15 protein-coding genes are annotated in these 13,295 nt (G+C 70.5%); 1 reads left to right on the top strand and 14 read right to left on the bottom strand.

The annotated features are described in order from the left end of the window. Positions 1-54: 54 nt before the first annotated feature. The 13 genes from O7542_RS00790 to glyA all read right to left on the bottom strand — a co-directional run bounded on the left by O7542_RS00790 (position 55) and on the right by glyA (position 10,993). A complete protein-coding gene (locus O7542_RS00790; protein WP_043328663.1) occupies positions 55-510 on the bottom strand; it encodes a DUF2550 domain-containing protein in 456 nt (151 codons plus the stop codon). 12 nt (positions 511-522) lie between these two features. Beyond that, positions 523-801 carry a F0F1 ATP synthase subunit epsilon gene (locus tag O7542_RS00785; RefSeq protein ID WP_043328661.1) on the bottom strand — a complete coding sequence of 93 codons (279 nt, stop codon included), beginning with the start codon at positions 799-801 and terminating at the stop codon, positions 523-525. Between the two features lie 109 nt (positions 802-910). Beyond that, on the bottom strand, positions 911-2,056 hold the full coding sequence (locus O7542_RS00780) for an LCP family protein (RefSeq protein ID WP_043328659.1): 1,146 nt from the start codon (positions 2,054-2,056) through the stop codon (positions 911-913). A gap of 216 nt (positions 2,057-2,272) precedes the next feature. Beyond that, complete coding sequence (gene atpD, locus O7542_RS00775) at positions 2,273-3,718, bottom strand: F0F1 ATP synthase subunit beta (RefSeq protein WP_030504727.1); 1,446 nt, start codon at positions 3,716-3,718, stop codon at positions 2,273-2,275. Next, complete coding sequence (locus O7542_RS00770; RefSeq protein ID WP_030504728.1) at positions 3,718-4,647, bottom strand: F0F1 ATP synthase subunit gamma; 930 nt, start codon at positions 4,645-4,647, stop codon at positions 3,718-3,720. The genes atpD and O7542_RS00770 overlap by 1 nt, the downstream gene beginning before the upstream one ends. A gap of 4 nt (positions 4,648-4,651) precedes the next feature. Beyond that, complete coding sequence (gene atpA / locus O7542_RS00765) at positions 4,652-6,301, bottom strand: F0F1 ATP synthase subunit alpha (RefSeq protein WP_281605571.1); 1,650 nt, start codon at positions 6,299-6,301, stop codon at positions 4,652-4,654. 72 nt (positions 6,302-6,373) lie between these two features. Beyond that, entirely contained in the window at positions 6,374-7,195 is an 822-nt protein-coding gene (locus tag O7542_RS00760) for a F0F1 ATP synthase subunit delta (RefSeq protein ID WP_030504730.1), read from the bottom strand. Further along, positions 7,195-7,722, bottom strand: coding sequence for a F0F1 ATP synthase subunit B (locus O7542_RS00755; protein WP_030504731.1), 528 nt, complete (start codon positions 7,720-7,722; stop codon positions 7,195-7,197). Before O7542_RS00755 ends, O7542_RS00760 begins: the two co-directional genes overlap by 1 nt. A 29-nt stretch (positions 7,723-7,751) precedes the next feature. Then, positions 7,752-7,976: an ATP synthase F0 subunit C gene (gene atpE / locus O7542_RS00750; RefSeq protein ID WP_018789141.1), complete on the bottom strand. Its 225-nt coding sequence runs from the start codon at positions 7,974-7,976 to the stop codon at positions 7,752-7,754. 93 nt (positions 7,977-8,069) lie between these two features. Then, on the bottom strand, positions 8,070-8,849 hold the full coding sequence (gene atpB, locus O7542_RS00745) for a F0F1 ATP synthase subunit A (RefSeq protein WP_043328655.1): 780 nt from the start codon (positions 8,847-8,849) through the stop codon (positions 8,070-8,072). A 42-nt stretch (positions 8,850-8,891) separates the two neighbouring features. Then, entirely contained in the window at positions 8,892-9,113 is a 222-nt protein-coding gene (locus O7542_RS00740; RefSeq protein WP_030504733.1) for a hypothetical protein, read from the bottom strand. Positions 9,114-9,272: 159 nt separating this feature from the next. Beyond that, positions 9,273-9,710: a hypothetical protein gene (locus tag O7542_RS00735; RefSeq protein WP_030504734.1), complete on the bottom strand. Its 438-nt coding sequence runs from the start codon at positions 9,708-9,710 to the stop codon at positions 9,273-9,275. Next, a complete protein-coding gene (gene glyA / locus O7542_RS00730; protein WP_113974613.1) occupies positions 9,707-10,993 on the bottom strand; it encodes a serine hydroxymethyltransferase in 1,287 nt (428 codons plus the stop codon). Before glyA ends, O7542_RS00735 begins: the two co-directional genes overlap by 4 nt. Before the next feature lie 35 nt (positions 10,994-11,028). On the opposite strand from glyA, the gene O7542_RS00725 reads away from it, so the two are divergent. Beyond that, positions 11,029-12,495, top strand: a complete 1,467-nt coding sequence (locus O7542_RS00725) for an SDR family oxidoreductase (RefSeq protein ID WP_166457170.1) — start codon at positions 11,029-11,031, stop codon at positions 12,493-12,495. Here O7542_RS00725 and O7542_RS00720 read toward each other — a convergent pair. Then, a complete protein-coding gene (locus O7542_RS00720) occupies positions 12,492-13,274 on the bottom strand; it encodes an SDR family oxidoreductase (RefSeq protein WP_210869096.1) in 783 nt (260 codons plus the stop codon). The genes O7542_RS00725 and O7542_RS00720 overlap by 4 nt on opposite strands. Between the last annotated feature and the right edge of the window lie 21 nt (positions 13,275-13,295).

The following is a 13,295-nucleotide window of genomic DNA, read 5'->3' as shown; positions in this document are numbered from 1 at the left end:
GGTGTGCGGGGGTGCCGCCACTTCGGGGAAGTGGAGTCGATCAAGCGGCTGAGGTCAGGCGGCGGGCCAGTCCTGGGAGGCCAGACGCGGCGAGACCGCCCCGGGTGGGGCGGCCTCGAGCCAGGACAGGAATCCGGTAACCGTGGAACGCGCCATGGCGATCTCGATCGGCGCGTGGTGGCTGGTACAGCGCAGGATCACCCACTCGGCCGGCATGGACATGCGCTCCTGGCCCTCGGGAAGCCGCCGTCGCTCGACCGCAAGCCCCTCGCGGGAGAGCACCCGCTTGGGGCGCAGCGCGAAGCTGAACATGCGGTACCAGCGGAGTTCGTCGCCGACGAAGCGACCGAATCCGGGTGACCAGCCGCGACCGTCGAGGATCGTGGAGACCCGCACGCTCAGCCGGATGGTGCCACCGCTACGTGTGAACAGGGCCCGCCGGATGAAGAGGATCAGAATGGCGACGACGACTACCGCTACGCCGATTCCGAACCCTTCGACGATCTCCATCGGCGGGTCTGCTCAGCGGGCCGGGGTGGCGGGGGTCGCGCTCTCGGCGAGCACCGTGACGCCCTCGCTGGTCACCGACAGGAAGCCGCCGGGCACGTCGAAGACGACCTGCTGGCCACCGGCCTGCTTGATGCGTACCTGGCTGGGCTCCGCGAGCTGGCCGAGCAGCGGCGCGTGCCCCGGCAACACACCGAGCTCACCCTCGGTCGTCCGTGCGACGACCATTTCGGCCTCGCCGGTCCAGACCTTCTCCTCGACGGCTACGAGCTCGACGTGAAGCTGCTGTGCCACGCTGTCTCCTTGCTGCGGCGGCGGATTGCCGAAAGTCTAGTCGCGCCCCCGCGGCCCACCCAACGCGGGTGGTGAGAGCCGGACCACCACGGCCCCGCACCCGCCCAGGCTACTTGGTTTTCTGAATGAAATCGGGGTGCTCCAGCAGGAAGGCATCGAGCTGTTCGGTGCGCAGGGCGGTGAAGAAGTCCTCCGCCGGTTCGAGCAGCCGCTCACCCCGGTACGCGCTGCCGGAGCCGATCGCCCCGCCGGGCAGCTTGATCGTCTCGATCGCGTTCGGACGGATGTCCTTCAGCGCCAGCCCGAAGTCCACCACGCTGTTGCCGCGCCCGTTGAAGACGAGCGACTTGCCGGCGGCCCGCAGCACCCGGTCGAGCTTGACCGGGTTGGTCACCACGTCGGCGCTGACCGCCTGGCTCGCCATGGCCTTGACGAACTGCTGCTGGTGCCGCTGCCGGCCGTAGTCACCGTCCGGCACGCCGTTCTTCGGGTAGCGCTGCCGGACGTAGTCCAGCGCCTGCCAGCCTTCGAGGTGGGCGTTGCCCTTCTTGTACACCGCCTGCGGTCCGAGGTAGCCGCCGCCACCGGGCCGGAGCTGGCGGGGCGTACCGTCCGGCTGGAGGTGTTCGGACCGGACCTCCCGCTCGATGTACATGTCCACGCCGCCCATGGCGTCGACGATCTTCTTGAAGCCGCTGAAGTTGATGATCGCGCCGGCGTCGAAGCGCTTGATGCCGGTGACGTCCTGCACGGTCTTGGCGAGCAGTTCGAAGCCCTGCGCGGTGCTGGGATTCTGCCCCGGTACGTTGCTGCCGTGCGACATGGCGGCGTTGAGCCGGTCGTTGCCGCCGGAGTAGTCGGCCTTGGCGAAGGCCGGGATGTCCACCCGCAGGTCGCGCGGGAGCGAGAAGAGGTAACCCCGGTCCATGCTGGCGGGCACGTGCAGCACCATGATCGAGTCGGCGAGCGGCCGGGCGGTCGACGTACGCGGGTCGACGCCGACGAGCAGGATGTTGAGCGGACCCTTGATGTCGCTCTTCTTCTCGTTGGCGCCGGCGGCCTGGTCACCGAAGAGGTCGGCCTTGCCGACCGAGCCCTCGTAGCGGGCGACGAGGGCGCGGGAGCCGAGCAGCACGGAGCCGCTGAGCACCACCATGACGATGCCCAGGATCGTGCACACGCGGGCCCAGCGGGGCACGCCTCGCCACATGGACCGCTTGCCGCGGTCCGTGCCGCCCTTACCGCCCACGAGCATCTCCAATCGTCACGCCCACGGGTAGGAAGACGGGCGCGGGGGTCCGTTTGGTTGCAGAGATCAACGGCCGGGATGTGAAAGTCGTGTCAGGAACGGTACCGCGCGATTCGGCGAACTGCTTGCCGGAGATCCGGGCATCTGGTAGTGCAATGGTCGGAAACGGCGAGGGCCGCCCCGGCTTTCGCCGGGACGGCCCTCCCCTGTGTGAGCGGGCTCTCAGCCCTCCTCACCCATCAGTTCCTTGGCCTTGGCCTTGAGGTCCTCCAGGCCGCCGCACATGAAGAACGCCTGCTCCGGGAAGTGGTCGAACTCCCCCTCGCTGATCCGGCGGAAGGCGTCGATGGTCTCGGCGATCGGGACCGTCGAGCCGGGGACGCCGGTGAACTGCTCCGCCGCGTACGTGTTCTGCGAGAGGAACCGCTCGATCCGGCGGGCGCGGCCGACGGTGAGCTTGTCCTCCTCGGAGAGCTCCTCGATACCGAGGATGGCGATGATGTCCTGCAGGTCCTTGTAGCGCTGCAGGATCCGCTTCACCTCGGTGGCGACGGCGAAGTGCTCCTCGCCGACGAACTCCGGGGCGAGAATCCGGGACGAGGACGCCAGCGGGTCCACGGCCGGGTAGATGCCCTTGTCGGAGATCGACCGCTCCAGGTTGGTGGTCGCGTCGAGGTGGGCGAACGTGGTGGCCGGCGCCGGGTCGGTGTAGTCGTCGGCGGGCACGTAGATCGCCTGCATCGAGGTGATGGCCTGGCCCCGGACGGAGGTGATCCGCTCCTGGAGCTCGCCCATCTCGTCGGCCAGGGTCGGCTGGTAACCCACGGCGCTCGGCATACGCCCGAGCAGCGTGGACACCTCGGAACCGGCCTGGGTGAAGCGGAAGATGTTGTCGATGAAGAGCAGCACCTCCTGCTTCTTCACGTCGCGGAAGTACTCCGCCATGGTGAGCGCGGAGAGCGCGACCCGCAGACGGGTGCCCGGCGGCTCGTCCATCTGGCCGTAGACGAGCGCGGTCTTGTCGATGACGCCCGACTCGGTCATCTCGGCGATGAGGTCGTTGCCCTCGCGGGTGCGCTCACCCACGCCGGCGAAGACCGAGGTACCACCGAAGTTCCGGGCCACGCGGGTGATCATCTCCTGAATGAGCACCGTCTTGCCCACGCCGGCGCCGCCGAACAGGCCGATCTTGCCGCCCTTGACGTACGGGGCGAGCAGGTCGATGACCTTGATGCCGGTCTCCAGCATCTCGGTCTTCGGCTCCAGGTCCGCGAAGGCCGGGGCCTTACGGTGGATGCCCCACCGGTCGTCGGCCTCGATCGTCTCGCCCTCGGTGAGGTTGAGGCACTCGCCGATCGCGTTGAACACGTGGCCCTTGACCGCGTCACCCACCGGCACGCTGATCGGTGCCCCGGTGTCACGCACGTCGGTGCCGCGGACCAGACCGTCGGTCGGCTGCATCGAGATGGCACGGACCAGGTTGTCACCCAGGTGCTGGGCGACCTCCAGGGTCAGCGTCTTCTCACCACCCGAAAGGGTCACGTCGACGTGCAGAGCGTTGAACAGCTCCGGCATGGCGTCGCGCGGGAACTCGGCGTCGACGACCGGGCCGATGACCCGGACCACGCGACCCGTGGCCGTCTTGGTCTCAACTGCGGATACAGTCATCACACTTCACTTCCCGACGCGGCCAGCGCGTTCGCGCCGCCGACGATCTCACTGATCTCCTGGGTGATCCCGGCCTGACGGGCCGAGTTCATCTCGCGCGTGTACTTCTCGATCATCTCTTCGGCGTTGTCGGTGGCGCTCTTCATCGCCCGCCGGCGGGCGGCCGACTCGCTCGCCGCCGACTCCAGCAACGCCGCGAAGATCCGCGTGTTGATGTACTTCGGCAGCAGGGCGTCGAGCAGCGACTCCGGCTCCGGCTCGAACTCGTACGCCGGCAGCGCGCCCTCGGTCCGAGGCCGGTCCTCGACCTGCATCGGGCCGATGATCCGGGTCACCGGGTTCTGCGTCATCAGGGACTTGAACTCGGTGTAGACGATGTGCAGCTCGTCCACGCCGAGGATCCCGTCGGCGCCGGCATCCCCGTCCACGTCGTCCGCGCCGGCGGTGAACGCCTTGATCAGCGTGTCACCGACCTCGCGGGCGTCGGCGAACGTCGGCTGCTCCGAGAAGCCGGTCCAGCTTCCGGCGATCTGCCGGCTGCGGAACCGGTAGTACGCCACGCCCTTGCGGCCGATGACGTAGAGCACCGGCTCCTTGCCGTCGGCGCGCAGCCGGGCGATCAGCGACTCGGCGGTCCGGATCGCGTTCGAGCTGTAGCCGCCGGCCAGACCCCGGTCGGCCGTCACCAGCAGGACGCCCGCCCGCCGCACCCGCTCGCGCGGGGTGAGCAGCGGGTGGTCGATCCGCGCGTTCGAGGCCAGCGCCGTCAGCACGCCGGTGATCGCCTCGGCGTACGGCAGCGAGGCCGCCACCTTGGCCTGGGCCTTGGCGATGCGGCTCGTCGCGACGAGCTCCATCGCCTTGGTGATCTTCTTCATCCCCTTGGCGGAACGGATCCGCTGTCGGAGAACGCGTACCTGGGCGGCCATCGGATCAGCTCTCGGCCGGGCGGTCGGCGCCGTCGCGCAGGCGGGTCACCGTCTCGCGGGACTGCTCACCCTCCAGCGGCTTGGCCGGCGCCTCGTTGATCCGGACCTCCTCCTCCTTGCCCAGGAAGAGCTGCTTGAACTCGGTGATCGCCGAGTCGAGCGAGGCGATGATGTCGTCGTCCCACTTGTGGTCCGCGATCGCGGCCAGGACGCCCTCGTGCTTGTGCCGCAGGTACTGCAGGAACTCCGACTCGAAGCGGCGGACCTCGCCGACCGGAACGTCGTCCAGCTTGCCCTCGGTGCCGGCCCAGACGGAGACGACCTGCTCCTGCACCGGGTACGGCGAGTAGTTCGGCTGCTTGAGCAGCTCGACCAGGCGGGAACCGCGGTCCAGCTGGGCGCGGGAGGCCCGGTCCAGGTCGGAGGCGAAGGCGGCGAACGCCTCCAGCTCGCGGTACTGGGCCAGGTTCAGCCGCAGCGAGCCGGCGACCTTCTTCATCGGCTTCACCTGCGCGGCGCCACCGACCCGGGAGACCGAGGTGCCGACGTTGATGGCCGGCCGGACGCCCTGGTTGAACAGGTCGGTCTCGAGGAAGATCTGGCCGTCGGTGATGGAGATGACGTTGGTCGGGATGAACGCCGAGATGTCGTTCGCCTTGGTCTCGATGATCGGCAGGCCGGTCATCGAGCCGCCACCCAGCTCGTCGGAGAGCTTGGCGCAGCGCTCCAGCAGACGCGAGTGCAGGTAGAAGACGTCACCCGGGTAGGCCTCACGGCCCGGCGGGCGGCGCAGCAGCAGCGACACGGCCCGGTACGCCTCGGCCTGCTTGCTCAGGTCGTCGAAGACGATCAGGACGTGCTTGCCGCCGTACATCCAGTGCTGCCCGATGGACGAGCCGGTGTACGGGGCGAGGTACTTGAAGCCGGCCGGGTCGGAGGCCGGGGAGGCGACGATGGTGGTGTACTCCATCGCGCCCGCCTCCTCCAGCGTCCCCTTGATGGAGGCGATGGTGGAGGCCTTCTGGCCGATCGCGACGTAGATGCAGCGGACCTGCTTCTTCGGGTCGCCGGAGCGCCAGTTCTCGCGCTGGTTGAGGATGGTGTCCAGCGCGACGGTGGTCTTGCCGGTCTTCCGGTCACCGATGATCAGCTGACGCTGACCGCGGCCGATCGGGGTCATCGCGTCGATGGCCTTGATGCCGGTCTGCAGCGGCTCGTCGACCGACTTGCGGGACATCACGTTCGGGGCCTGGAGCTCCAGCTCGCGGTAGCCCTCGTTGGCGATGTCGCCGAGGCCGTCGATGGGCTCGCCGAGCGCGTTGACCACGCGGCCGAGGAACGCGTCACCGATCGGCACGGAGAGCACCCGGCCGGTGCGCTTGACGCGCTGGCCCTCTTCGATCCCGCCGAAGTCACCGAGGACGACGACACCGATCTCCCGGACGTCGAGGTTCAGCGCCACACCGAGCGTGCCGTCCTCGAACTCCAGGAGCTCGTTGGTCATGGTCGAGGGGAGGCCCTCGACGTGGGCGATGCCGTCGCCGGCGTCGGCGACGGTGCCGACCTCCTCGCGGGAGACGTCGGCCGTGTAGGAGGAGACGTAGCGCTCCAGGGCGCCGCGGATCTCCTCCGTCGAGATGGTCAGCTCGGCCATCCTCTGCTTCCTTAAGTATCTCAGGGCCCGGGATACCTGGTACCGACCGGTCCGGTGGCGACGAATCAGGGCTCAGCGCTTGGCGAGCGCGTTGCGGGTCTCGTTGAGGCGGCGCAGGACGGTGCCGTCGTACAGGTCGGAGCCGACCTGTACGCGCGCCCCGCCGAGCACGTCGGGGTCGACCGTCTGCTTGACGGAGACCTCCCGACCGTACATCTCCGAGAGGCGGGCACCGAGGCGTCGCTCCTCCTCCTCGGTCAGCGGAGCCGCCACGGTCACGTACGCGACCTGACGGTCCCGCCGGTCGGCGGCGAGCTCGACCAGCCGGGTGAGCGCACCGGTGAAGGAGCGTCCACCGAAACCAGCGAGCGCGGCCTCGACGAGGCTGACGGTGACCGGCTGGGCCTTGCCGGCGAGCAGCTGCCGGGCCAGTTCGGCCCGCCGCTCGACCGACGCCATCGGGTCGGAGAGCGTGTTGGACAGCTCGGCGGAACCGGAGACGACCTGCCCGAAGCGGAACAGCTCGTCCTCGACCTCGCCCAGGTCGCCGGACAGGTCGGCGCTGGCCAGCAGCGCCTCCACGCCGAGGCGCTCGACACCGTCGAGCAGCTCGGACGGGGCCGACCAGCGGCCGGACACCATCGACGCGAGCAGGTCGAGCGCTTCCGCGCCGACCCGGCCGCGCAGCATGTCGCCGAGCAGGCCGGAGCGGTCGGCGCCGGCCCGGGCCGGGTCGGAGAGCGCCCGGCGCAGCCGCGGCTCACGCCGCAGCAGGGCGGCGACGGAGAGGATGTCGTCGGCGGTGGCAGCCACCGCCGACGGCTCCGCGCCGCGGACGTACGCGTCGAGGCGCTCGGCCCCGGCCCGGTACGACTCCCGGCTGGCGGCCTGCATCAGCGGGCCCCCGTGCTCTCGAGACCGCTCAGGAACCGGTCGACGGTGCCCTTGCGACGCGCCTCGTCGGCGAGCGACTCACCGACGATCTTGCTGGCCAGGTCCACCGCGATGGTGCCCACCTCGGTACGCAGCTCGCGCACGATGGTGGCCCGCTCGGCGGCGAGCTGCTCCTTGCCGGCGGCGATGATCCGGTCGGACTCCTCACGCGCCTTGGCGAGGATGTCCTGGCGGATCCCGTCGGCGTCGGCCCGTGCGTCGTCGCGGATCTTGGCGGCGTCGGTACGCGCCTCCGCGAGCTGGGCCCGGTACTGCTCGAGCAGCTTGTTCGCCTCGGCCTGGGCCGCCTCGGCGCGCTTGATGCCACCCTCGATCGCGTCGACCCGCGCCTGGTACATCGCCTCCATGCGGGGCATGACGAACTTCAGCAGGACGAAGACGAGCAGGGCGAAGGAGATCGTTCCGACGACCATCTCCTGCCAGATCGGCAAGATCGGATTGTGCGCGCCTTCGGCGGCGAGATACATGTCAGACCTCCGGATCGGGAGAGCTCGCGTCAGCTAACGGCGAAGGCGAGCACCAGGCCGAACAGCGCCAGCGCCTCGACCAGGGCGAAGCCCAGCACCAGCCAGGTGCGGTTGTAGCCGGCCGACTCGGGCTGGCGGGCGCTCGACTGGATGTAGGCCGCGAAGACCAGGGCCACACCGATACCGGGGCCGATGGCGGCGAGGCCGTAGCCGATGGTGTTGACGTTGCCACCGATCTCGGCAAGAACGTTCATTGCGGGTATTCCTCCTAGTTCACACGTGAGGGCTCACGTGTACGCGGTCGGTACCAGATGCTTGGCCGGGCCGGGTGCCCGCCGAGCCGGATCTCAGTGCTCGTCGGCCAGCGACGTGCCGATGTAGTTGGCGCTCAGCGTGACGAAGACGTATGCCTGCAGCACCGCCACCAGCGCCTCGAAGAAGGCCATCACGATCGCCATCGCGAAGGAGAAGACCGAGGTCGCCTGCACGAAGACGCTGCTCGACCCGAGCATCACGAAGCCGCCGACGGTGAAGACCAGCAGGAGCAGGTGGCCGGCGAACATGTTGGCGAAGAGTCGCAGTGCCAGGGTGACCGGCCGGACGACGAAGTTCTGCAGGAACTCGATCGGAATCAGCAGGAAGTGCATCGGCCACGGCACGCCGGGCAGGATGAGGCTCTGCTTGAGGTACTTGCCGAGGCCGTGCTTGCGGACGCCGACGTAGTTGTACATGACGTACGAGATGGCGGCGAGCACGATCGGGAACGCGATGTGCGAGTTCGGCGAGATCTGCAGGCCGGGCACGATGCTGAAGATGTTTGTCAGCAGGATGAAGCTGAACAGCACGGTGAGGTAGGGCGCGAAGCGGATGCCCGCGTTGCCCATCTGCTCACGGGCGATGTTGTCCCGGACCAGCCCGTAGACGGCCTCGGCGGCCCACTGGCCCTTGCCCGGCACCAGCTTCGGCTTCCGGTACGCGGCCACGAAGAAGATGATCAGCAGCGCGACGGCGATCCAGATCATGATGCTGAACTTGGTGACCCAGGGGCCGGCCACGTCCGGCGGGTAGAAATCCCCGACGCTGGGGGGCCAGGGAAGGTCCTGGGCGACGACCAGCTGTCCGCTCACCGTGTCATCCTCCGCACTCAACAGACCCGCGTGTGCCGGAACTCAGGCACTGAGCCTCTTCATGATCAGGTAGATCGCCCCGGCCGCGCCGAGCATCATGCCGACGGCGACCCCGATGCCGGCTGGCAGACCGAGGAACCGTTCCGCCAACCAGCCGAGGCCACCCCACACCAGAATGCCGGCGAGCAGGTAACCCACGACGGCGCCTGCCACACCCTCCGACGAGTGCTCGTCGGACTTGTGGGAGTGGGGGTCATCGGCCATGACGTGGCGAACAATATCAGCAGGGGCGCGCGGGGATGTGCGGCACCCCCCACACTGCGGACAGCGTGCGGGCCGTACTGCGGGCGCGTCAACCTGGCGCCACGTTACTCCTGTCGCGCCCGTCAGGGCACCCGCCGTACCGGACACGATTCAGCAAAGTCACTCGCTGTCGTCGCGACGCTCGAATGTGGGCAGCGGTGATCTCATCGCCCAGGTCAGGTGGGCGCCGGTCCACACCACCACGGCCGCGATGATCGCCACGCCCATGTCCGGCAGGCCGGGCCAGCCGGTGGCCGCCACGGCGGCCATCACCACGCCCAGGATCACGATCTTGGTGGCGTAGGTGACCAACCCGACCGACATGATCATCCGAGGGTGGATGGCGTCCGCCCAGGCCACCGAGAGGCTGGAGATCAGGTAGCTGACGATCACCAGCGCCACCCCGGCCGCGAAGCCGGCCGCCCCGGTCGGGCCGCGCAGCAGCGCCGCCGCCGGCACCCCCACCACCGCGAGGGCCGCGCACGCCAGCAACGGTAGCCGCAGGTGGTTCAGCCGGGACCGGATCGCGCCGGGCTCACCCGCCCGTGGCGCCGTCATCGGGGGTACGCCGGGAAGGCGGCGACCAGCTCGGCGACCTCGCGGGCCAACTCGGCCAGCGTGTCCGCGCCCCCGGGGGCGCCGGGATCGGTGCGTACCGCGCGCGCGATCAGCCCGGCGATCCGGCCCATCTCCCCCTCGCGCATGCCCTGGGTGGTGACGCTCGGCGTACCCACCCGGATGCCGGAGGCGACCATCGGCGGCTGCGGGTCGTACGGGATCGCGTTCTTGTTCAGCGTGATGCCGGCGGCGTCGCAGCGGGCCTCGGCCTCGGCGCCGGTCACGCCCGTCTCGCGCAGGTCGAGCAGCGCCAGGTGGGTGTCGGTGCCGCCGGAGACCGGCCGCAGGCCGTCGGCGGCCAGGCCGTCGGCGAGCGCCCGCGCGTTCGTCACCACCTGGGCGGCGTACGTGCGGAACTCCGGCTGCGCGGCCTCGCGCAGCGCGACCGCCTTGGCCGCCACCGCGTGCATCAGCGGGCCGCCCTGGGTGAACGGGAAGACCGCCTTGTCGATCCGCGCGGCCAGCGGCTCCCGGCAGAGGATCATGCCGCCGCGCGGACCGCGCAGCACCTTGTGCGTGGTCGCGGTGACCACGTCGGCGTGCGGCACCGGGGACGGGATCGCGCCGCCGGCCACCAGGCCGACGAAGTGGGCGGCGTCCACCATCAGGTACGCGCCGACCTCGTCGGCGATCTCGCGGAAGCGAGCGAAGTCGATGAGCCGGGGGTACGCGGTCGCGCCACAGATGATCAGCTTCGGCCGGTGCGCCCGGGCCAGGTCGCGTACCTCGTCGTAGTCGATCGTCTCGGTGTCCGGCCGGACGGTGTAGCCGACCGGGTGGAACCACTTGCCGGAGAAGTTCACCCGGCTGCCGTGGGTCAGGTGCCCGCCGTGCGGCAGGTCCATGGCCAGCACCGTGTCACCGGGCTGCACCAGGGCGGCGTACGCGGCCAGGTTGGCGCTCGCGCCGGAGTGCGGCTGGAGGTTGGCGTGCTCGGCGCCGAACAGGTCCTTCGCCCGGGCGACGCCCAGCTCCTCGGCCCGGTCCACCTCGGCGCAGCCGCCGTAGTAGCGCCGGCCCGGGTAGCCCTCGGCGTACTTGTTGGTGAGCGTGGAACCGAGCGCGGCCAGCACCGCGGGCGAGGTGAGGTTCTCGCTGGCGATCAGTTGCAGACCGCCGCGCAGCCGGTCCAGCTCCCCCAGCACCACCTCGGCGATCTCCGGGTCGACGGTACTGAGCTGCTGGAAGTCCGGCCCCCAGAAGGTGTCCCTCGCGTTCTCCACAGCGAAGGAGTCTACGGAGCCGCAGACTGGAGGCCGTGAGATGCCTCGTCACCGGCGCGACCGGCTACATCGGCGGGCGCCTGGCGCCCCGGCTGCTGGCCGAGGGGCACACCGTACGCTGCCTGGCCCGCACGGCCGGGCGGCTGCGGGACGTGCCCTGGGCGGCCGACGCGGAGATCGTCGAGGGCGACCTGCGCCGCCCGGAGACGCTGCCGTCCGCGTTCGAGGGCGTGGAGGTCGCGTACTACCTGGTCCACTCGCTCGGCCAGCGCGGCTTCGAGGCGGCCGACCGGGAGGCGGCGACCAACTTCGCCGAGGCGGCGCGCGCCGCCGGCGTACGCCGGATCGTGTACCTCGGCGGGCCGGAGCCGGCGGAGCGTGACGGCCTGCCCTCGGCGCACCTGCGCTCCCGGGCGGAGGTCGCGCGGATCCTGCTGGACAGCGGCGTGCCGACGGCGGTGCTGCGCGCCGCGGTGATCATCGGATCCGGCTCGGCCTCGTTCGAGATGCTGCGGTACCTGACCGAGCGGCTGCCGGCGATGGTCACTCCGCGCTGGGTGCGCAACCGGATCCAGCCGATCGCGGTCCGGGACGTGCTGCGCTACCTGGTCGGCTGCGCGCACCTGCCGGCCGAGGTGAACCGGGCCTTCGACATCGGCGGCCCGGACGTGCTGACCTTCAGCGAGATGATGCAGCGCTACGCCCGGGTGGCCGGGCTGCGCCCCCGGGTCATCCTGCCGGTGCGCCCGCTCACCCCGTCGCTGTCCTCGCACTGGGTCGGCCTGATCACGCCGGTGCCGAACGCGATCGCCCGGCCGCTGGTGGAGAGCCTGGTGCACGAGGCGGTGGCGCACGAGCACGACATCGCCGAGTACGTGCCGGACCCGCCCGAGGGGCTGACCGGCTTCGACCAGGCGGTGGCGCTGGCGCTGTCCAAGGTGCGCGACGCGCAGGTGGAGACGCGCTGGTCGAACGCGAGCGGGCCGGACGCGCCGGCCGAGCCGCTGCCGTCGGACCCGCGCTGGTCCGGCGGCACCGCGTACACCGACATGCGGGAGCGGGCGGTGGACGCGCCACCGGAGGCGCTGTGGCGGGTCATCGAGGGCGTCGGCGGCGAGCACGGCTGGTACTCGTTCCCGCTGGCCTGGTCGGTCCGCGGCTGGATGGACCGGCTGGTCGGCGGCGTCGGGCTGCGCCGGGGGCGGCGCGACCCGCATCGCCTCCAGGTCGGTGAGGCGCTGGACTTCTGGCGGGTCGAGGAGATCGTCCCGGGCGAGCTGCTGCGGCTGCGCGCCGAGATGCGGCTGCCCGGCCGGGCGTGGCTGGAGATGCGCGCCGAACCGGACGGTAACGGCGGCAGCAGGTACGTGCAGCGTGCCGTGTTCCTCCCGCGCGGGCTGCCCGGCCATCTCTACTGGGCCTCGGTGGCGCCGTTCCACGCCGTCGTGTTCGGCGGCATGGCCCGCAACATCGCCAAGGGCGCCGAACACCCGGCCGGTTAGGCGGGAGAGTCGCCCCGCAGTGCGGGGCCGAGGAGCAGTCCCCCGTCGATGACGTACTCGGCGCCGGTGATGAAGGCCGCGTCCGGCGACGTGAGGAACAACAGCAGCGCGGTGATGTCGGCGGGCTGCCCGAGTCGCGGGACGGCGAACGGCTCCGGCGAGTAGAAGTCGGCGATCGGGGCGTCGCTGCCGGCCGCCGGCTCGGTGATGAACGGAGTCTCGATCACGCCGGGGTGGATCGCGTTGACGCGGATGTTGTCGCGGCCCAGCTCCAGGGCGGCGGTCCGGGTGAGCCCACGCACCGCCCACTTACCGGCGACGTAGGGCGCGTAGAGGGCGGTACCACCCATCCCCATGGTGGAGCCGATGTTGACGATCGCTCCTCCCCCCGCGCGACGCAGCGCCGGGGCGGCCGCCTTGATGCCGAGGAAAGTGCCGGTGAGGTTGACGTCGAGGATACGAGCCCAGGTGGCCCGGTCGGTGGACTCGATGAGGGCCGGCGGGTTCTGCACCCCGGCGTTGTTGACCAGGATCGTGAGCGCGCCGAATGCCTTCTCGGTCTCCGCGACGGCGGCGACCCACGACTCCTCCCGGGAGACGTCCAGGCGGACGAACCGCGCCCGGTGTCCCAGCTCGGCGGCGAGGCCGGCGCCCCGCTGGGCGTCGATGGCGCCGATGACGACGTTGGCGCCCTCGGCGTGCAGGGCGCGAACGTGGCTGGCCCCCTGCCCACCGGTGCCGCCGGTGACGAGAACTGTCTGATTGGCGAAGCGGGACATCGGATCCTCCGGTGACGCGAG

The sequence above is a fragment of the Micromonospora sp. WMMC264 genome, assembly GCF_027497275.1.
Classification (GTDB): domain Bacteria; phylum Actinomycetota; class Actinomycetes; order Mycobacteriales; family Micromonosporaceae; genus Micromonospora; species Micromonospora chalcea.
This window is presented reverse-complemented; position numbering and strand designations above follow the sequence as displayed.

Coding starts and splice junctions, on each gene's coding strand:
- O7542_RS00790 (WP_043328663.1), bottom strand. CDS start 510: ATGGAGATCGTCGAAGGGTTCGGAATCGGCGTAGCGGTAGTCGTCGTC.
- O7542_RS00780 (WP_043328659.1), bottom strand. CDS start 2,056: ATGCTCGTGGGCGGTAAGGGCGGCACGGACCGCGGCAAGCGGTCCATG.
- atpD (WP_030504727.1), bottom strand. CDS start 3,718: ATGACTGTATCCGCAGTTGAGACCAAGACGGCCACGGGTCGCGTGGTC.
- O7542_RS00770 (WP_030504728.1), bottom strand. CDS start 4,647: ATGGCCGCCCAGGTACGCGTTCTCCGACAGCGGATCCGTTCCGCCAAG.
- atpA (WP_281605571.1), bottom strand. CDS start 6,301: ATGGCCGAGCTGACCATCTCGACGGAGGAGATCCGCGGCGCCCTGGAG.
- O7542_RS00760 (WP_030504730.1), bottom strand. CDS start 7,195: ATGCAGGCCGCCAGCCGGGAGTCGTACCGGGCCGGGGCCGAGCGCCTC.
- O7542_RS00755 (WP_030504731.1), bottom strand. CDS start 7,722: ATGTATCTCGCCGCCGAAGGCGCGCACAATCCGATCTTGCCGATCTGG.
- atpE (WP_018789141.1), bottom strand. CDS start 7,976: ATGAACGTTCTTGCCGAGATCGGTGGCAACGTCAACACCATCGGCTAC.
- O7542_RS00740 (WP_030504733.1), bottom strand. CDS start 9,113: ATGGCCGATGACCCCCACTCCCACAAGTCCGACGAGCACTCGTCGGAG.
- O7542_RS00735 (WP_030504734.1), bottom strand. CDS start 9,710: ATGACGGCGCCACGGGCGGGTGAGCCCGGCGCGATCCGGTCCCGGCTG.
- O7542_RS00720 (WP_210869096.1), bottom strand. CDS start 13,274: ATGTCCCGCTTCGCCAATCAGACAGTTCTCGTCACCGGCGGCACCGGT.